Annotated in this window: 6 protein-coding genes and 1 pseudogene; all 7 read left to right on the top strand. The window is 68.2% G+C overall.

Annotated features, from left to right (window positions below; translation table 11 throughout):
- Positions 1–165 precede the first annotated feature (165 nt).
- On the top strand, positions 166–1,152 hold the full coding sequence (locus OIE69_RS09785) for a helix-turn-helix domain-containing protein (RefSeq protein ID WP_326571562.1): 987 nt from the start codon (positions 166–168) through the stop codon (positions 1,150–1,152).
- 53 nt (positions 1,153–1,205) lie between these two features.
- Positions 1,206–1,615 (top strand): annotated as a pseudogene (locus tag OIE69_RS09780) (hypothetical protein); the annotation flags it as partial.
- A gap of 327 nt (positions 1,616–1,942) precedes the next feature.
- Positions 1,943–3,139, top strand: a complete 1,197-nt coding sequence (locus OIE69_RS09775) for a serine/threonine-protein kinase (RefSeq protein WP_326571561.1) — start codon at positions 1,943–1,945, stop codon at positions 3,137–3,139.
- A gap of 107 nt (positions 3,140–3,246) precedes the next feature.
- A complete protein-coding gene (locus OIE69_RS09770; protein ID WP_326571560.1) occupies positions 3,247–6,414 on the top strand; it encodes a DEAD/DEAH box helicase in 3,168 nt (1,055 codons plus the stop codon).
- Entirely contained in the window at positions 6,411–11,888 is a 5,478-nt protein-coding gene (locus OIE69_RS09765) for a hypothetical protein (protein WP_326571559.1), read from the top strand. Before OIE69_RS09770 ends, OIE69_RS09765 begins: the two co-directional genes overlap by 4 nt.
- A complete protein-coding gene (locus OIE69_RS09760; RefSeq protein WP_326571558.1) occupies positions 11,885–18,598 on the top strand; it encodes a DEAD/DEAH box helicase in 6,714 nt (2,237 codons plus the stop codon). Before OIE69_RS09765 ends, OIE69_RS09760 begins: the two co-directional genes overlap by 4 nt.
- Complete coding sequence (locus OIE69_RS09755; protein WP_326571557.1) at positions 18,595–20,928, top strand: UvrD-helicase domain-containing protein; 2,334 nt, start codon at positions 18,595–18,597, stop codon at positions 20,926–20,928. Before OIE69_RS09760 ends, OIE69_RS09755 begins: the two co-directional genes overlap by 4 nt.
- Positions 20,929–20,983: the final 55 nt, after the last annotated feature.

The following is a 20,983-nucleotide window of genomic DNA, read 5'->3' as shown; positions in this document are numbered from 1 at the left end:
AGGGTGTGCGGGGGGACACACCGTGGCGCGCTGACGCCCACCTCAACGCAGGGCAGCGCGCTCGTTGCTGGAAGATGTCAAGTGCGGCGGACGAGCCGCAAGGTGGGAAAGGTGGCCTACCTCCGCCAGGTGGCCGGTTGGTGCCACGGAGGTGTGGGAGCGGGCATGGATTTTAACGTTCTGGGGTTCACGGCGGACGCGGAGCGCGTATATACGGCGCTGGTGGGGATGCCGCGGTGCACGGCGGCGGAGGTCGCGGACGCGTGCGGCCTGGCCGCGCCCGCGGCGGGGAAGCTGCTGTCCGGCCTGGTCAGGGACGGCCTGGCGGTGCGCAGCGCGGGGCGGCCGCCGAGGTTCTCCGCCACGGCTCCCGATGTCGCGGTCGGCGCGCTGATCCACGAACGGGAGCAGCAGCTCGGCGAGGCGCGGGCGCTGGTGCAGCGGCTCGTCGAGACCCACCGGGAGGCGGGCAGGATCAGCCACCCGGACATGGCCGCTGAGCTGCTGACGGACCGCGAGGACATCAGCAAGGCGGTGCACCGGCTGACGACCGGGGCGCGGCGCGAGGTGTGCGCCTTCGACCGCCCTCCGTACGTCGACCGGCCCGGCAGCAACCTTGATGGCCAGCTGGAGCGGCAGCGGACCGGGGTGACCCACCGGGTGATCTACGACCGTGAGGCGGTGGCGTGGCCCGGCAGGCTGCAGGACGACATCATGCCGAGCATGCGGGCCGGGGAACAGGCCCGGATGCGGCCGGAGTTGCCGCTGAAGCTGGTGATCAGCGACAGCCGGGCGGCGATCATCCCGTTCAGCCTGGCGCCGGGCGGTCAGTCCGCGGCGTACCTGATCCATCCGTCGCCGATGCTGGTCGCTCTGCAGTCGCTTTTCGAGGCGCAGTGGGAGCGGGCGATCCCGCTGGGGGAGGCGGCTGGGCCGATTGCCGGGGACCCGGGTCAGCCGGGGCAGCCGGATGCCGAGACCCTGGCCCTGGTGAGCCTGTTGGCCTCGGGGCTCACGGACGCGGCGATCGCCCGCACGCAGGGCTGGAGCGCCCGAACCACGCAGCGGCGCATCCATCGCCTGATGACGGAACTCGGGGCGTCCACCCGTTTCCAGACGGGGCTGGCGGCGGCCCGGCGGGGGTGGCTCTGAGCCTTCGACCGCGGGCGTAATTCCTTTGCCGGGGGTTGCGGTTGACAGCCCGCGCACTGAGGCCCGTCCCGCGTCTGGCGGACGTCGTGGTGGAGGCGGTGTCGAACGCGTTCGGCCAGCTGCGGGCCCCGGTGCTCCTACCCTGGCTCCCGACCCTGATCGTGAGCCTGCGCTCGGACGGCGTCGAACTGGCTACTCGGCTCATCCGCGCGCGGGCCGAATCTTCCCCGTCCGCCTTGCCGCCCTGGACGATTGGGTCCCCCTGCGGCGCTAACTCCTCAGGGCCTACCCGGCAACCACCGACGCACTGGCCCGCCTCCTGGGCTGCGACGCCTCCTGGAGCACGCGGGACCCTCCCCGGACCCCGGCAGACGCGGCACTGCTCGACCGCTACCCGGCCACGATGGTTTCGCTGGAGGCTCTGTTCACCCAGGTGCGAGGCAGGGAGGCGGTGAGCCCGTGAGCTGGGCCACCGCCAGGAGTCGGCTGCCGCCACGGGGGCCATCAAGTGATGACCCCACCTCGGCGGACGAACTTCTGATCGACGAGACTCCAGGGCGAGCGGCTACGAAGGTTACTGATCTGCATCCATAGGGCCACGATTGGGAACATAGCGCCCAGAGGTGCGGTCTGGTTCGGTGTGATCACTTCCTCCTGCAGGAATCCGATCAGTACGCTGTAGCGGTGATTGGTCAGTGTCCCTGCGCCTCGTAGCTGGTTTGTGCCATGGCGGAGTGGATGCATGCGCCGTGCGTGTTCGTGCGGTTGTTTGTGCAGTGGGGGGTGTGCGGTGAGCGATGTGGCTCTGCCGTTGCGTATCGGTCCGTACCTCGTCGAGCGGCGGCTCGGTGCGGGCGGGATGGGGGAGGTGTACCTCGCCTACTCGGTGGCGGGTGAACCGGTCGCAGTGAAGGTGATCCGACCCGATCGAACTGATCCGCACACGCGCGCCCGGTTCGAGCGCGAGGCGACGATCGCGCGTACGATCTCGGGCACGGGCCGTGTGGCACGTTTCATCGACGCGGACCCGTTCGCCGAGCAGCCCTGGCTGGCCATGGACTACGTCCCTGGTCGACCGCTCTCTGACGTCGTACAGGACCAAGGTCCGCTGCCCACGCCACTCGTGGCGAGCCTTGGCGCGCTGCTGGCCGAGGGGCTTGCCGCCGTGCACGCCGCGGGCCTGGTACACCGCGACTTGAAGGCACAGAACATCATCCTCGGCGACTTTGGCCCCGTGATCATCGACTTCGGTCTCGGAGCCTTCGTCGGAGCTTCCAAAGGGTCGCTCACGCAGGCCGGCATGCTCATCGGGACGGTCCGCTGCATGCCGCCCGAGCAGGCTCTGGGCGAAATAGACGTGACACAGGCTGCTGACGTGTACGGCCTGGGCACCGTACTCCTGTACGCAGCGACCGGGCACTACCCCTATGACGGAGCCCGGTGGGAGGCGGTCGCCGCGCAGGTCGTCAACGCCGAGACCGGCCCCGATCTGTCCGGGTTGCCCGATGAGCTGTCTCCCGTCGTGAAGGCCATGCTGGCGCACAAGGCGGAGGGCCGTCCCTCGCTGGAGGAGGTGACCCGGCGGTGTGCCGATCTGATGCGCTCGCTGGGTACGAGTCCTGCTCGGGCCCGGCGTGCTCTGATCCAGGAGACGACGCCGAAGGACCACCCCACGTGGGTGCTGCCCCAGCCTGACACACCGATGCTGGACCGGCTCGACTCGCTCGAAAGGCTCCTGCGCGAAGAGTCGGCGTCCTCGTCTGGGAACATCCCCCCAGTTGAGAGCGATGTGGAAAGCGACGTCGAGAGCGACGCGGAAGGCTTGCTCCCGTCCGTATTCGTGTCTGTGCGAGAGCCCGCCCCAGGGAGCGGAAGCCCAGCTGAGCCCGTACCCCAGAAGGGCCGTCCTCCCGCTTCTCAGAGGGTTGCCGACGAGCTACGCAAGCGCTACACGATGGGACCGGCGCTCGCCTGGTCGAAGCGCTGATGCCGTCTCCACTCCTGCCGTAGGCGAGGCTGGTCCGGAGCGGTACAAAGGGTAAGTACCAGCACGCAACACCCATCATGAGCACACACTCCACAGAGGAGCACCACGTGACCACGGCGATGCAGCCCGAGGTTCCTGAGGCGCGCGACGCTGATGCGGCGCGGTCGGCGTACCTGGCCGGTGCGAAGCCGACCTTCGCGCCCGGTGCCCAGGTACGCATCCGCGAGGAGCAGTGGCTCGTGAAGTCCGTCGCGGAGTCCCGTGACGGGCTCATGGTCGAGGTCAGCGGGGTTTCGTCGTTCGTCCGTGGCACGGACGCGGTGTTCTACTCCGGCCTTGACCAGATCGACGTGCTCGATCCGCGCAAGACCCGGCTCGTGCCCGACGACACCTCCAAGCACGCCAAGGCCCGCCTGTACCTGGAAGCGGTCATCCGCAAGACCGCGCTGCCGCAGACCGAGCACGGCATCGCGCTCGCCGACTCCTTTCTTATGGACCGGCAGGAGCATCAGCTGCGCCCTGCCGAGCTGGCGCTGTCCATGCGCAACCCGCAGCCCCGGCTGCTGATCGCCGACGTGGTCGGGCTGGGCAAGACACTGGAGATCGGTGTCACGCTCTCGGAGCTCATCCGGCGCGGGCGCGGCGAGCGCATTCTCGTAGTCACGCCCGCCCATGTGCTGGAGCAGTTCCAGCGCGAGCTGTGGACTCGCTTTGCCCTGCCGCTGGTGCGCCTGGACTCGACCGGCATCCAGCGCATCCAGCAGGAGATCCCGGCGGGCCGGAACCCGTTCGCCCACTTCAAGCGCGTCATTGTCTCCGTCGACACGCTCAAGTCGGCGACGTACGCCCACCACCTGGAGAAGATCACCTGGGACGCTGTGGTCATCGACGAGTCGCACAACCTCGTCAACAAGGGCACCCGCAACAACCGCCTCGCCCGCCGCCTTGCCGAGCAGACCGACGCGCTGATCCTGGCCTCCGCCACTCCGCACAACGGCGACGCGGAGTCCTTCGCCGAGTTGATCGGGATGCTCGATCCGGCGGCGATCGCCGACCCCAAGGACTACAAGGTGGCCGCCCTCGATCACCTCTACATCCGGCGAACCAAGTCCGACCGCGAGGTGCGCAACGGCCTCAAGGACAAGCCCTGGGCCGAGCGCGGCGAGTCCCTGCCGGTGCCGGCTCTCGCGACGCGGAAGGAGGTCGCCGTCCTGGAGAAGCTCGCGAGCGATTGGACCCCCGGGGACCCGAACCGTTCGTCGATCTGCGCCGATCCGCTGGTCGGCTACAACTTCCTGAAGGCGTTCCTCTCCTCCCACGTCGCCCTGCGTAAGTCCCTCTCCGCCCGCCGCGCCTACCTGGACAACCCCAGGAGCGCCATGGTGAAAGGCAAGGACGGCAAGAAGGCAGACTCTCCCGAGCGCCGTGCCGCCCTGGCGGCCGAGGGCACAGCCCTCGCCGAGCTGGAGGCACTCGTCTCCGACTTCACCGATCAGGACTCCGCCAAGCTCGACGCCCTTGTCCGTACGCTGAAGGACGACCTCAAGGTCGGCCCGGGCTGCGAGCGCCGCGTCGTGATCTTCTCCGAGCGGGTCCACACCTTGGACTGGCTGGCCGAGGAGGTCCCGGCCCGGCTCGGCTTCAAGAAGAACCCGGCGGCCAAGGCCGACAAGACGCGCCCCTGGCAGGCGTACGGCGGCGTCGTCGAGGTCATGCACGGCGACACCACCAACGACCAACAGCAGCGGGAGATCATCGACCGCTTCGGCCGGGCCGAGGAGCCGGTGCGACTGCTTTTCACCGGCGACATCGCCTCAGAGGGCGTCAACCTGCACCACCAGTGCCACGACATGGTCCACTACGACCTGCCCTGGTCCCTCATCCGCATTGAGCAGCGCAACGGACGCATCGACCGCTACGGGCAAGCGGTGAGCCCCGAGTTCCGCGCGCTCACCCTCACCGCGGACGTTCCCTGGCGGCGCGACGAGGAGAGCGGCGAAACACTCACGCTCGACGACCGGCTCGTCGGCGCCCGCCTGCTGTGCCGCGAGGCCCAAGCGCACGAGATCGAGACCGGCGAGGGCAGCGCCGAGGCCGTCACCGGCCTCTACGACGACAAGAAGGAAGAAGACCGCCTCACCCGCGACCTCATCAAGGGCAGCACCGTCGAACGCTCCATCAAGCACTCTCAGCAGGAGTCTGGCGGGATCCTCGCCGACCTCCTCGCAGGCGTGAACGCCCGGCTCACCGATCCGACGGCCTCTCCGGCCACCCTCGGCACGGCCCCGGTGCCCGAGGCCGACGTGCCCCACGTGTTCGCCGACACCAAGGCGTACTTCCACGCCGCGATGGACCTCATCTACCCGCAGGCCGAGCGCGAGGCTCTCGACTGGAAACCCGAGACGGCGGGCGGCCGCATCGAGTTCACTCCGCCCGACGACCTGCAGTACCGCTTCCGGGAGCTGCCGAAGTCGTACCTGGAGCAGGAGAAGATCCTCACCACCCCCAAGTACGACGGCACACTGCGCATCACCTTCGACAAGAAGTACGCCGCCGACCGCCTGGAAGCCGCCCGCAACGCCAAGCAGGGCAAGACCGACCAGCCCACCTCCCAGTGGCCCAACGTCTCTTACGTCTCCGACATCCACCCCGTGCTCGACTGGCTGACGGACAAGGTCCTCGCCAAGCTCCGGTACGACGAGGCATTCGTCCTGGCCTACCGCCCCGACGCCGACAAGGCCAAACGGATCGACGCCGCCCTGCCCGAGGCCCTCACCGGCCCGGTCTACCTCCTCCAGGGCGTCCACTCCAACGCGGCGGGGAAGCCGACGGTCGTGGAGTGGATGGCCGTCACCGGTCTCGCCGAGGCCGAGCCTCGCGTATGGCGCATGGACTCGGCGTTCCTCGTCGCCTGCGGTGTGGGCCCCGGCATGCCCGGCCGCGGCCGGCCCGTCGACCTCGACCTCCTCCAGGCACTCGTCCCGGCGACCGTCGACGCGGCCGAGACCCACCTACGCGAGCGCCGCGCCGACTACGACAAGCAGGTCGACTCCTATCTGGCCCCGTACGAGGACCGCGTGCAGGTCTGGGAGCAGGGCGCCCTGATCGCCGTGGGCAACCAGCAGCGCCGCCGCGAGCAGGTGTATGACACCGCGGCCCGCCGCCGCGACCTCGTACGCCGCCTGCGGACCGACGGCGACCCGATGCTGCGGGTCCTCTGCGTCCTCGAACCCCTCCACGCCACCACCGCGTCCGCCGAGGAGTCCGCACGATGAGCTACACCTATGACTCCTTCGCCAACCGCGGCGAGTACCTCTCCGCCCACTACTTCAGCGAGGAGCTGGAGAACACCCTCAAGAGGAGCAAGGCGGGCGACGAGGGCCTCTTCACCCTGTGGACCAGCCGCGAGACCGACCCCCACGACCCGCAGCCCACCCCGCGCGAGCTCCTGCCCCGACTCCGCGGTGAGTACCTGGCCACCGTCCGCCCCTTCCTGGCCTCCCGCGCTCAGCAGGAAGAGCTAGGCAGCACCTACGACGACCTGACGGGCGAGTGGGCCGAGCACATCACCACCTGGCACACCAGCGTCCTCAAGGCCCTCGGTTACGGCGGTGCCCGGCCCGATCCGATCGCTGTGCACAGCGCGGGCAGGGAGTACGAGCTCCAGGTCGCCTGGCACGGAGACGGCATCGTCGCTGTCGATTGCGGCTGGACCGCCGAGCTGGACGACGCCCTCGACCCCGAGAAGGCCGGGCGGCTCCTCCACCCCCCCAAGACCGCCGACGGCCTCCTCGAAGTCGGCGAGAAGCTGGCAGGCTGGCTCTTCCAGAGCGAACTGCACGAGCCCGGCGGCGACGCACCCCGCTTCGTCCTGCTGCTCTGCGGCGGCGTGCTCGTCCTCGCCGACCGGGACGCCTGGCACGAGGGCCGCTATCTCGCCGCCAGCCTGGACGCGGCCCTCACCCGCAACGACACGGCGAAGGCCGGCGAGCTCGCCGTCCTCTCCGCTCTCTTCTCCCACGACATGCTCGCGCCTCGCCCCGACGGCAAGGGCCGCCGCATCGACGACCTCCTGAAGGCGTCCCGTGACAACGCCGTCGGTGTCAACTCAGAGCTGCGCAAGGGGCTCCAGCACTCCGTCGAGATCATCGCGAACGAGGTGCTCGCTCGGCTGCGCGATGTGGAAGTAGAGCCCCGGGAGATCGAGGACCTCAAGAAGGGCCCGTTCGCCAAGCAGCTCACCCGCGAATCCCTGCGCTACCTCTACCGCATCCTCTTCCTTCTGTACGCCGAGGCTCGACCCGAGCTGGGCATCCTGCCCGCCGACGACTCCACGTACGAGGCCGGGTACTCGATCGCCCGTCTCCGCGAACTCGTGGCGCGCGAGCGGAAGCTGGTCGACGAGGACAGCCGAGGCGGCTTCCACCTGTACGCCTCCCTCGACGTTCTCTTCAACAAGGTCAACTACGGCCACCGCCCGCATGGCACCGAGGTGGACGACGACAAACCCGCCAAGGAACGCAGCGAACTGCGGGGCCTGCGCTTCGAGCCCCTGCGCAGCGAGCTGTTCGATCCGAAGGCGATCACCCTCATCGGCTGCCGCGTCCTCGACCCTCGGTGGGACGAAGACGGGGACGAGCCACCGCGGTGGCTGGACCTTCGGCTGCGCAACGAGGCGTTGCACCAGGTGCTGCGCCTGCTGACCATGAAGGAGGCCGGTCAGAAGGGCAGACAGGGTGGCTTCATCTCCTACCGCAACCTGGGCATCATCCAGCTAGGTGCCGTGTACGAGGGGCTTATTTCTTACACCGGCATCATCGCCGATGAAGAACTCGCCGAGGTCGCCAAACCCGGCGTGAAGCAGGGCGACAAGCAGTACGGCGACCCCGAGAAGGGCTCCTGGCTCATCCCCGCCGACCGGCTGAGTCAGTACAGGGAGAACACGCACGTCGTGTACTCGGCTCAGGACGCCGAACAGTACGGCCTGCGCGGTCCGAAGAAGTACCCCGAGGGTACGTTCGTGTACCGCTTGGCGGGGCGGGACCGGGAGACGTCGGCGTCGTACTACACGCCGGAGTCGCTCACCAAGGTGACGGTCGAGCTGGCGCTCAAGCACCGCATCACCGGCAAGACGCGCGCGAGCGAGCTGCTGCGCTACACGATCTGCGAACCGGCCCTGGGGTCGGGTGCATTCCTCAACGAAGCGATCAACCAGGTCGCGGAGGAGTACCTCAAACGCCGCCAGGCAGAACTCGGCGTCACACTGGATACGTCAAAGGCGCTCGATGTCAAGCAGAAGGTGAAGGCGTACGTAGCGCTCCACAACGCGTACGGGATCGACCTCAACGCGACGGGCGTGGAGCTGGCGGAGGTGTCACTGTGGCTCAACACCATGCACCCCGGCATGCGGGCACCGTGGTTCGGGCTGCATCTGCGTCGCGGCAACTCCCTGAGCGGGGCGCGCCGTTGGGTGTACGAGGCCGAGCGCATCAAGAAGGAGCGGACCATCGGCGCACAGACGCCGACGAAGCTGCCGTTCCGGGAGAAGGTGAATGGCGCGGAGCAGCCGCTGCCGGAGGGGGCCGTGCACCAGTTCCTCCTGCCGACGCCCGGCTGGGGTGCGGTCGCGGGGGCGAGCGGTGACGCCAAGAAGCTTGCCGAGCAGCTTGCCGGGCCGCAGGTCGAACGGCTGAAGGCATGGAAGAACGGCATCAAGACCAAACCCAAGACGGCGGGCGGTAAGAGCAGCCAGCTGGCCCGGCTTCAAGCCGTGGCCAGGAGAGTTGAGTTCCTGTGGCAGCTTGTCGCCAAGCGCATGGAATTGAGCGAGCGCGAGATCGCCCGAACCATCGACGTGTGGGGAACGGGCCGGGAGCAGGACGCGGAGGAGTACGCGTTCCTGCGCCGTGACAAGGTGAGCTTTGGTGACAGCGACCTGCCGCTGACCAAGGAACAGGTCTTCAAGGACCTGTTCGAAGCGGAAGGTTCGCCATACTGGCGTCTCAAGCAGGTCATGGACGCGTGGTGCGCGCTGTGGTTCTGGCCGCTGGACGAGGTCGGGCTGCTGGATGGCACCGACGCGGAGTACGCGACCGCGCCAGTCGTGTCGATGGACGCTCTGCTGTCGGCAGGAGTCGTCGGCGAGGTCTGGACGACGTCTCAGGATGAACCCCGAGCCGAACCGCGTTTCGTCGAGAACGGGCTGCTGTTCGCCCTCGAAGGTGACCAGATGTCCTTCGGTGACGATTCAGGCGACGGCGACCTCGTCGAGAAGCAAGAGATCACGAAGAAGCGAGTTACAGAGGCCGGTGCGAAGAAGCGCGGGGGGCCGACCCCACGCCGTGACATCGTGCCGCTGGCCGACCTCGATGACTGGCTCGACTTTCTCGAGTCCATGCTCGGCACCAAGGACGTGAAGCAGGGCACCATCGTGTCCTCTGTCGAGTCCCTTGAGGAGCTGAAGGACCTCGAAGACCTGATCCAGACTCAGCCCGAGATGGACATGGACGACGCCCGCAAGGCGGTCGAGAGCCGCTATCCGTGGATGCGCGTCGTGCGCGACATCGCGAAGGATCAGGGGTTCCTGCACTGGGAGTTGGACTTCGCGGGCGTGTTCGCCGGGGAGTCGGGGGGCTTCGACCTTCAGGTGGGGAATCCACCATGGGTGCGGCCACGCTGGAACGAGTCCTTGGTGCTGGCGGAGCGCGAGCCGTGGTTCGAGCTGGAAGAGCAGATCTCCACGTCGGTGAAGGAGGAACGCCGGGATGACCTGCTGAAGACGCCGGCTGCGGCCAGCTACGTGCTGGGCGAGATCACGGACAACGCCGGACAGGTCGCGTTCTACGGGTCGCCGCAGGTTTATCCGTTGTTGGGAGGAACCCAGCCCGATCTTTACCGGGCCTTCATGTGCCAGGTGTGGGACCACGCGTCTGTGCGAGGCACGACCGGATTCCTGCATTCGGACACACACTTCACCGGAGACAAGGAAGGTGCCCTGCGGGGGGCTGCGTATCGGCGGCTGCGGATTCACGGAGACTTCGTGAACGCCGGTCAGCGGTTCTTTCCTCTCCCAGTGGGCCACTCCACGCACTTCGGCGTGCATGTCTACGGTCCCCCTCAGGAGATCGACTTCGACCACCTCTCCTGGCTGGTCTCGGCCGATGCCCTGCGTTTTTCGGCGCACCATGACGGTTCGGGAGAGGCCCCGGGAATCCGTTACCAGAACGGGGAGTTCGACGAGCGTCCGCACCGGACGCGCGTCGTGCACGTCAACAGGGAGCTACTCACCGTCTGGAAGGGGCTGATCGGCGATCCGGGTCCGGCGGAGGAGGCACGCTTGCTGTTTCCCGTGAGCACGGCCGAGGCGTCCGCTATTGAGGCCCTGGCGAATTATCCCCTGCGTCTCGCGGATTTCCAGCCACAGATCACGCCCGGCTACCACGAGAGCGGGGCCAAGAAGGATCGCCTGATCGACTACAACCGGCCGGACCCGAAGACGGGCGAGCCGTACGAACCCGACCGATGGCGCCAGGTGATCCTCAAGGGCACGCAGATCAGTGTCGCCACGCCTGTGTTCAAACGGCATGACGCCAACTCCAACGCGCCCTACGGTGCCGACCTGGTGTCGTTGCCTTCGGATTTCGTACCGGACACGGAGTATGTGAGGGTGCCAGGTCGTGTGCAGGACTATCTCAAGGCACAGGATCGGTGGATCGACCACCAGGCACTCGAACGCCTTCGCGTGAACGACAAGGCGGTGGCCCGTGCGCGGGCTCAGGTCGCGGAGATGACGGGGGTGGCGCCGGCGGATGCAGATCCGGAGAAGGTTGATGCGCTGCTCTTGGCGCGGGCGAGGAGGCCGTACACGGCGTTCCGGCGCATTGCCTGGCGGAGAATGATCGCTCCAAACACTGAGCGAGCCCTCTTCGCTGTTCTGCTTCCGCCAGGCGCTGCGCATGTGCATGTTGTGAACTCGATGGCAATGAGCACTGATCGGCATACGGCACTTGTGGCTGGCTTCTGGTCGTCGCTCCCGTCTGACTACTTCCTTCGCATCACAGGACGTAGCGACTTGCTCGTTCGGAGTGCTCGAGCAATGCCATCTCCGGACACCAACGGTGGCCATCCCCTCGCCCCCGCTCTCCTCCTCCGCACACTCCGTCTGAACTGCCTCACCGCCGCCTACGCCGATCTCTGGCAGGACCTCTACGACCCCACCTGGTCGGCGTACGAACCCTGGGCCCTCGACTGGCCAGGCATGAACACGGAACTCCACTCCGTGACCTCGGCCTGGCAACGCGACACCCCCCTCCGCACCGAGTACGCCCGTCGCGCCGCGCTTGTCGAGATCGACGCTTTGGTCGCCGTCTGGCTCGACATGGACGCGGATGCCCTGATCGCGGCATACAAGGGGCGATTCCCCGTGCTCCAGAAGTATGAGGCGGCAAGTTGGTTCGACGCCGAGGGGTGGAAGCTGGCGAGCAATGCCCGAACCATCGGTCAGCGCCAGACCAAGGAGACCTGGACTCAGTTCGAGGACTATCGCGAAGTGGTCGGTGAGCCGTCTCCCGAAGGTGTGCTCCCCGCCGACCCCAACGCCACGCCTCCCGACGGCTACACCGCCCCCTTCTACAAGGCCGACCGAGAACGCGAAATGCGTGAAGCCCACGCCTACTTCAAGAAGCGCCTCGACGAAGCCGTAGCCAAGGGTCTCTGGGACCCCGAGAAGATGGAGGTCCCGACTCCGTGAGGCCGACCCTCGAAGCACAGGGACTCAAGGAGAGCCTGCTCCAGTACCTGTCCACGACGTACGGTCTCGCGGACGAGGGCGCCCGAAAGGCGCTGCACTCCTTCCTGGGAGACGAGACGACGGGCATGTTCCGCGGACCGTACCTGCGGCTGCGCACCCCCTTCACCCCGGCAGACGACGGCTGGCAGCAACACCTAGATTGGGTCCGCACCGACGGCTGGACACCGTACGCCCACCAGGCACGCGCCTTCGCTCGCCTCACCTCCAAGGACGGCCACACACCCCAGCCCACCCTCGTCACCACAGGCACCGGCTCCGGCAAGACCGAGTCGTTCCTCTACCCCGTACTCGACCACTGCGCCCGCGAGCGCACGGCCGGCAACAATGGGGTCAAGGCGGTCTTCCTCTACCCGATGAACGCCCTGGCCACCGACCAGGCGGCCCGCATCAACCAACTGCTCACCGACTACGACGAGCTGAGCGGCGTACGCGCTGGCCTGTACATCGGGGAGAAGGCGGCCACGCACTACGACCGGGTCTACACCCGCCGTCAGGACATGCAGCTGTCCCCGCCGGACATCCTGATTACCAACTACAAGATGCTCGACCTGCTCCTTCAGAGGGCGGCCGACGCACCGCTGTGGGACGGCAGCGACATCCGGTACGTCGTCGTCGATGAGTTTCACACGTACGACGGCGCGCAGGGCACCGACGTGGCCATGTTGCTGCGCCGCCTCGCCATCGCCGTCGACGCCAGCCAGCCCGGCATGCCGCTCGGCTCGATCACCCCCGTCGCCACCTCCGCGACCCTCGCTTCCGGCACCGACGAGGACGGGGTTCGCCAACTCCTCTCCGTGGCCACCAACGTCTTCGGCGCCGAGTTCACCGAGGACGCGATCGTCGGCGAAGACCGGCTGACGGTCGATGAGTTCATCCTCGGCAATGACGAGGCGATCCCGGATGCGAGATTCCTCCCTGGCCAGGCTTCTCCTCCCGAGACGCTGACCGCCCTGCCGGACCCGGCATCGAGCCCCGAGGCATTGGCGGACCTCGCGGAGGCCGTCACCGGGAGCCGCAGCACCGACCCGGTCGGCCTCGGTGCCGCGCTCAAGCGCAACCGGCTCACGTACGCGGTCCTGAACGCCTTCGACGGCACGGTGCGCACGTACGACGAAGTGCTCGACGTGATGCGCCGTAGTGGGGCGAAGAGCTGGGACGAGGCGATCACGAAGCGGCCGCATATCGCCGCGGCGGCACTCGCCCGCTTCGTCGTCCTGCTGGCCGTGGCGCGTGCCCCGGAGGCGCCGGCCGGCATGAGCCGTCCGTTCGTCCAGATCGAGGTGCACCAGTGGGCGCGGTCCGTGACCCGCATGCTGCGTGGCGTACTGCCCTGGCCTGGCGCCGAGTTCGCGTGGGATACGACCGGTGCGCAGAGCCAGTCGCGTACGACACCGAACACCACCACCGCCCGCGACACCAAGATCTTTCTGCCCGCGGTGTACTGCCGTGAGTGTGGGCGCTCCGGCTGGTCGGTCCTCGCCCCTGAGTCGGACCTGGAGGAGCTGAACTTCGAGCCCCACAGGATCCGTCGGGCCACCGTGACCGCCGACAGGGCGAAGGTGCGCACTCTGGTGGCGGCCACCGACAACGAGGCCCGTGAGGGCAGCGGCCGTACCGCCATGGACCGGGCCGCGCAGAAGTCGCTGACCACCGGCGGTGCGGGCGTGCTCATGGTGCTCGACTGCCCGTCCCAGCGCCTGCGACTGCCCGACCCCCAGGGCGACTACGACGACGAGGGCAACCCGGCGCCCGCCGGTCCCGACTCCGCGTTCGTCCTCGTCCAGCTCGGCGACACCGCGGAGCGAGCCGCCAAGGACGACTGGTGCCCGGCCTGCGGTACGCACAACGCGATCCGCTTCGTCGGTACCGGCGCTGCCGCGCTTGCAGCCGCGTCCGTCACCCAGCTGTTCACCGGCGGGGAGATGGACAAGGAGCAGCGCGAGACGAAGACGCTGATGTTCAACGACTCGGTGCAGGACGCCGCGCACCGGGCCGGGTTCGTCGCCTCGCGCTCGTACACCTTCTCCCTTCGGGCGTTGTTCACCAAGCATCTGAGTGAGCAGCGGCCGAGTGCGCTGAACGACCTCGTCGCCGATGTCGTCGCGGCCACCACCGACCGTGAGACCCTGGCCGCCGTCGTCCCGCCGGATCTGCACGACGATACGGGAGTAGCGCGTCTGCTGTCGGGGGCGGGGCGGGGTGGGGACAGGAAGACGTGGGACCTGATCGGTGAACGGTTCGCGTTCGAGGCGGTGATGGAGTTCGGTCACCGCTCCCGCAACGGCCGTACCCTCGAACTGACCCGTACCGCGGCCGCCTGGGTGGACATCCCCGATGTACCGGGGGCCGTGGCGATCGCGCGCGCCGCACACGAGGAGTCCACTCACCACGGGTTGGCTCTTACCGAACACGACGATGCCCGCTATCTGGCCTTCCTGCGTGGCCTGTTGGAGCGGCTGCGTACGCGGGGCGCGGTCGGGCACCGGTGGCTGGAGAAGTTTCTCGACGAGGCGGGCACCAGCCGCTACTTCATCTGGGGCGGCCGCCCGCGCGGCATGAAGGCCTTTCCCAAGGGCGTCTCCGCGCCGTCGTTCCTGCTCGCGCGGCCCAAGCAGGGCAGCGAGTTCGACTTCGCCGCCGGTCGGCTGTCCTGGTACCAGACGTGGGCCCAGCGGTGCCTCGACATGACCCGCGAGCAGGCCGACGAGTTTTGGGTGCGGCTGCTGCCCCGGCTCACGGACGCCGGGCTGCTCTCGGCCCGCACCCCGGGCGACACGGCTGCCCGGCTCTACGGTCTCCAACCGGGCGCCGTTAGACTGCAGTTGCTGACCGGCGCCCAGGTCAACGAGTCGTATGTGCGCTGCCCGAAGTGCTTCTGGGAGCAGACCGTCCACCCCTCGCTGCTGGCTCAGTACCACGGGCAGCCCTGCCAGGCGTACCGCTGCACGACCGGACGGCTGGTCGCCGGTGACCGGTGGCTGGAGACCGTGGACCGGCACGACCGGGACCGCGATTACCGTGACGACTACTACCGCAGCTTGTACCGGCGAGCCGGCACCTACCAGGTCATCACCGCCGAGCACACTGGTCTGCTCTCGCGCGGCAAGCGCGAACGTGTGGAGGACGCCTTCCGTAATGGCACGGGGTTTAACGATCCCAATGTGCTGTCCTGCACGCCGACGCTGGAGATGGGCATCGACATCGGTGACCTGTCCGCCGTAGTGCTCGGTGCCCTGCCGCGTCGGCCGGCCAACTACGCCCAGCAGGCGGGGCGGGCGGGACGCCGCACCGGCAATGCCTTCTTGCTGACCATCCCCGACCGCTCCCGTCGCGACCTGTACTTCCTCGACCGGCCGCGGGACATGATCGACGGGCGGATCGTGCCGCCGGGCTCGTATCTGTCGGCCATCGAGATCCTGCGCCGCCAGTACACCGCGCACCTCCTTGACCTTGCGGCGCGCGGACGGTTGCTACGCGAGGACGGCAAGCCGATGGCCGCCCTGTCGCGCCGGGTCGACGAGCTCTTCGGCCCCTCCGGCTACCTCGCCGACTTCACCGATGCCGCCCTCGCCCACGGGGAGGAACTCGTCGCGGGCTTCCTCGCGCTCTTCCCGACCGGCGTGAGCGACACCGCCCGGGAGGAGCTGACGCAGTACGCGGTCCGCGGTATCCGCAGCGCCGTCGAGAGGGCCGAGCGGGAGTGGGAGCGGGAGAACCAGAAGCTGCGCACCCGTATCCGTACGATCCGCTCGGCGATCGACGAGCTCAAGGAAGGTGACGACGAACAGGCCCGTACAAGGGCTGAGTTGGAGGCCGAGCTGGGCGCCATCTCCAGGCAGGGCGCCACGCGCCAGCGCCAGCCTGCCCAGACCGTGCTGTGCGACCTCGGTCTGCTGCCCAACTACGCCCTTATCGACGCCACCACCACCCTCGACGCCACTGTGTTCTGGCCCGAGGGCGCCACGCCCGAGGGCCGACCCCGCTACAAGTCGAAGTCGTTCTCCTACGGGCGGCCGCGCGGCTTCGCCCTGTCCGAACTCGCCCCCGGCAACACCTTCTACGCCGAGGGCTACAAGCACCGGATCACCGGTATCGACATCGTCACCGGCCGGGACCAGGACTGGCGCCACTGGCGCTTCTGCCCCTCGTGCGGCTACGTCCGCACCGAGAACGCCGAGCAGGACATCACGCCCTGTCCGCGGTGCGGGGATGCGGGGATCGCCGACTCCGGCAGCCTGTGGCAGATCGTCCAGCCCAGTGTTGTCACGGCCCGCGACAAGCGCGAGGACGCCAGGATCGGCGACGAGAGCGACGACCGCGACCGCCGCTTCTACACGGTCGTCGACATGGTCGACATCGACCCCAAGGACTTCGCGGTGGGCAAGTCCTGGCGGCACACCAAGGAGATCTTCGGCGTCGACTACACCCGCCGCGCCGTGATCCGCCGGGTCAACGCCGGACCGCTCAGCGTCGGCGCCCAGGAGAACGACCAGCTCGCCGGGAAGCCTGTGCGCATCGCCCCCTTCCACGTGTGCACGGCGTGCGGAGCCGCGAGCGCCGACGGTCGGCCCGTCTTCGACGACGACCAGGACGCCGTCGACAACTCCGCCAACCGCCAGCGCGAACTCAAGCACCACACCCCCTGGTGCCCGCTGCGGCGTGGCAAGAAGGGTGTGGGGCAGGAACCCGTTCTGCTCGCCCACGAGTTGGAGACCGAAGCACTGCGCGTCCTGCTGCCCGCCGCGACTGTCCTCGTCGAGGAGAAGGTCCACTCCTTCCAGGCAGCCTTGCGTCTCGGGGTGGACGGCGCCTTCGGCGGCGACCCACAGCACCTCGCCACTACCCTCGCCACTATGCCGGACCGCGACACGGCGGAGAAACGGCACTTCATGGTCCTGTACGACCGCCTCCCGCACGGCACCGGCTACCTCGACCGGCTCACCGACCCCGCGAATTTCCGGCAGGTGCTGGAGGGTGCGCGCCGGTTGCTCCTGGAGTGCCCCTGCAACGGGGAAGGCGTGCAGGCCTGCCATCGCTGTCTGTACCTCTACACCGACGAACAGCACATCGAGCGCGTCTCCCGTCAGGCCGCCCTGGAGATCCTCGACGAGCTCCTGGGCACCGACACCGACGCCTGGGACACCAAGGGGGTCGGCAACACCGACCAGATCGGTCTGGACGGACAGGTCGAGTCCGACTTGGAGGCGCGCTTCCTCAAGGCTCTGCGCGGGTGGGCCGGACAGCGCGGCGACGCCGTGCTGGAAGAGAGCGGCGACAACAGTGCCTATCTGCGGCTCGACGAGGTCGGCTCCGTACATGGCTGGCGTCTGACCGCCCAGCGCAACGAGGGTTTCACCCGTACCGACTTCACCTTCGAGCGCGTCGACGGCCCCAAGCGGAAGATCACCGTCTACCTCGACGGGCACCGCTTCCACGCCACCCGCCGTCACAACCGGCTCGCCGGCGACGCCGACAAGCGCAACCGGCTCCGGGCCGAGGGCCGCGTCGTCTTCCAGCTCACCTGGGACGACCTCGACGCTTTCGAGCGGCAGACGAACACGGCGGAGTCCTCAGCCGGGCGGGAGCCGGCCGAGCCGGTGTGGCCGCCGTACCCACGTAGTGCCCAGGACCTCGCCAAGCGGCTCTACGGCGAACACGGCAGCGATGACCTTGCCGACACCGCCTTCACCGACCCTATGACCATGCTCCTTGCCTACCTGCGCAGTCCGGATGACGCGGCCTGGGGAAGGCGGGCATCGGCCGTGGTCGGCGGACTCCTCGGGACCGGCAAGGAGCTCCTCGTCGGCAACGGCGCCCCCGAGCAGACCCGCCAGGCGCTCGACCGTCTCCTTGACGCGTGGGGCCGCACCGACGGCATGGACACGGCCCCTGTCCAGGGCGGCGGCACGCTCAACCTGTTCCAGACGTGCGACGAGTCCCATCTGCCCGTCGCCTTCCTCGTCGACGGTGCCACCAGCCGCTGGTCCGCCCTCGCCTGCCTCGACGACACGGCACCCGACCAGCTCGGCACACCCGAACACAAGGCGCGCTGGCGTTCCTGGCTCCAGTGGTCCAACATGCTTCAGTTCCTCGTCCACGACGGTGGCGACGGCGTCCAACTGACAACCACCACCGCAGGCCGCTTTGACACCACGATCCTCAAGGCCTTCGGCGGCCTCGGCGAACTTGAGTCCCTCGTCGTGCGGTACGGCACCGGCGTGCCAGCCACGCAATTCGTGCCTGCAGAGGCGTCCAAGGAGACTCCTCTCGAAGCAGCGGTCCGGGATCTGCTGTGGGACCGGGAGATCCTCGAATACCTCGATGAGGACGAACCCGACGCTCCCCTTACCCGCCTCGCACACCTACTGGCCGACGGCGGTAAGAAGGCCCCTGCCTACGGCTACGAACTCGGCGAACGCGGCTGGCTCGCCGACTTCGCCTGGAACCACGGCGATCAGCGCATCGCCGTCATGGCCGAGCCGTACGACCAGCAGGACGAGGAGAGCGAGAAGACCTGGAGCGCCTACCGTGACGCCGGGTTCAGCATCCGCTCGGCCGGCGACTGGCTCGCCGATCTCGACGCGCTGCTGACCGCGCTTCCCGACGCCACCGCCCGTCCCGACTCCGAAGAGCGGAGTGCCGCACGATGACCGCACGCCTGAGCCTCTACCAGAAGGCCGAGAACGAGCTCTACAAGATGGACTCGTCGGTCAAGACGAAGTTCTACGACTTCTGCCATCAGTTCCGCATCGACCCGGATCACCCAAGTCTCGATCTCAAGCCTCTCAAGGGCGACGGCCGGATCTTCCGCGCCAAGGTCGACCGTTCGTACCGGGCGCTCCTCGCCCGGGCGGGTGTCGGTGCCGATGGCGTCCAGCAGTGGCTGATCGTCGCGGTTCGCCACCGCAAGGACGTCTACGACCAGCTCAGCGTCGCCATCAACCGGGTGACAGGCGAGATCGAGTTCGTCGACCTCGGCGTCGTCGGCCAGAGTATTCTCCAGCGCGCGGGACTCCAGCTCACCCCGGCCACGGACGATGCCGACGCACCGGCTCCGGAAGAGCGGGCCGTACCGGTCGAGCCTACGACCGCATCCTTCGTGACGGAACAGCCAGCCGCCCCCGCCGAACCGCTCCTCACCGGCTGCACCCCTGAGCGCCTACGCCGTCTCGGTGTTGCCGATGCCCTTATTGATATCGCCCTCACGGTCACGTCCGAAGAGGAACTCGATCAGCTCATCGCTGGCGCCCCTCGCCTGACCGCCGAGGTCCTTACCGGCCTCGGCTCCGGCATGTCCGTCGACGAGGTCGAGCGTGAGATCACCGAGCCCGCCTCCGCCGAACTCGAACCGGGCTTCGAGAATGACATGGCGGCGGCCCTCACCCGTACCGCGGTCACCACCGTCGACGACGACATCCGCAACGTGCTGGCCGAGGGCGACTTCCGCGCCTGGAAGGTCTACCTCCACCCCACCCAGCGCAAGACTGTCGAGCGGAACTACAGCGGCCCCGCCCGGGTCAGCGGCGGCCCCGGCACCGGCAAGACCATCGTCGCTCTGCACCGCGTCGCCCGCCTCGCCGCGGCTTTGCCGCCCGGCCACGGCAAGCCGATCCTGCTGACCACGTACACCAAGAACCTCACCGCCGACCTGCGCTCCCGGCTGACCTCGCTCATCGATCCGGCGCTGCTCGGCCGTATCGACATCAAGCACATCGACCAGATCGCCCAGAGCGTCCTGAACGAGAACACCGCACCCGGATCGCAGCGCAGCCTGATCACCGACGACCGGGCACTGGACGTGCTGCGTGAGGTCCTCTTCGAGCACGACGAGCATCGCTGGGACGCCGAGTTCCTCTTCGACGAATGGGAACAGATCGTCCTCGGACAGTCCCTCGCCACTCGCCAGGACTACTTCAAGGCCCGCCGTGCCGGTATGGGCCGCGCCCTCAGCCGCCCAGAGCGTGCAGTGGTTTGGAAGTTGCTCGACCAATTCGCCTTGCGCCTCAACGGCCTCGGTCGGGAGACCTGGGCGCAGGCCGCCGAACGCGCCGCCCGTTACGAGATGGAACGGGCCCGCAAGATCCAGATCCGTGCCGAGCGCAAGGCGGACATCGGGGGCGGCGACCTGACCCACCTCGACGACAACAGCTCTGCGATGCGCTACCTGCGTCATCGCTACCAGCACATCGTCGTCGACGAGGCCCAGGACCTCAGCCCCGCGCACTGGAAGATGCTGCGCGCCATGGCCGCCTCCAGCCCGAACGACCTGTTCATCGCCAGCGACACCCATCAGCGGATCTACGACCGACAGGTCACCCTCTCCACCGTCGGCGTGAACATCCGCGGCCGTTCCTCGAAGCTGACGCTCAGCTACCGCACCACCCAGGAGATCCTCGACCAGGCCGCCAAGGTCGTCCACGGGTCCACCTATGACGACCTCGACGACGGTCCCGACACCCTCGAGGGTTACCACTCCCTGCTGCACGGTCCGGTCCCCGACTACGTCGCCTGTGCCGACTGGACCGACGAGATCACCCAGCTCGCCGAAGCACTCAAGCAGTGGCGCGCGGAGATCACCCAGCCCACTGGGGACGGCACCGTGCGTGACCCGAGCGGCACCATGGCCGTCTGCGTCGCCGACGGCGAGATGGCCGGCCGCGTCGCTGCCGACCTGGAAATGAAGCACGGCATCACCACAGCGACCCTCACCAAGGACGGCCCGCAGGGCGGCGGCGAGGTCCACATCGGCACGATGCACCGATTCAAGGGGCTTGAGTACCAGAAGCTCGCGGTCATCGGCGCGAGCGACGGCATCCTCCCGCGCACCACTCTCATCGAGAAGTACGCGACGACCGACCCCAACCGCTACGAACGCGAACTCAAGAAGAGCCGCAATCAGCTTTTCGTCGCTACTACGCGGGCTCGAGATGCCTTGCGCATCTCATGGCACGGCAAACCCAGCCCATTTCTCCCTCTGTAGGCCGGGCGGCTCTGCACCGTTGCAAACCTCTGCCACGGGTCAGTGCCACCGGCAG

This window comes from Actinacidiphila glaucinigra (assembly GCF_035918135.1).
Lineage (GTDB): Bacteria > Actinomycetota > Actinomycetes > Streptomycetales > Streptomycetaceae > Actinacidiphila > Actinacidiphila glaucinigra.
The sequence above is the reverse complement of the archived record's forward strand: the minus strand, read 5'-3'. Positions and strand labels throughout refer to the sequence as shown.

Excerpts from the sequence above, each read along its gene's own strand:
- OIE69_RS09785 (WP_326571562.1), top strand. The coding sequence starts at position 166 with ATGGATTTTAACGTTCTGGGGTTCACGGCGGACGCGGAGCGCGTATAT.
- OIE69_RS09765 (WP_326571559.1), top strand. The coding sequence starts at position 6,411 with ATGAGCTACACCTATGACTCCTTCGCCAACCGCGGCGAGTACCTCTCC.
- OIE69_RS09755 (WP_326571557.1), top strand. The coding sequence starts at position 18,595 with ATGACCGCACGCCTGAGCCTCTACCAGAAGGCCGAGAACGAGCTCTAC.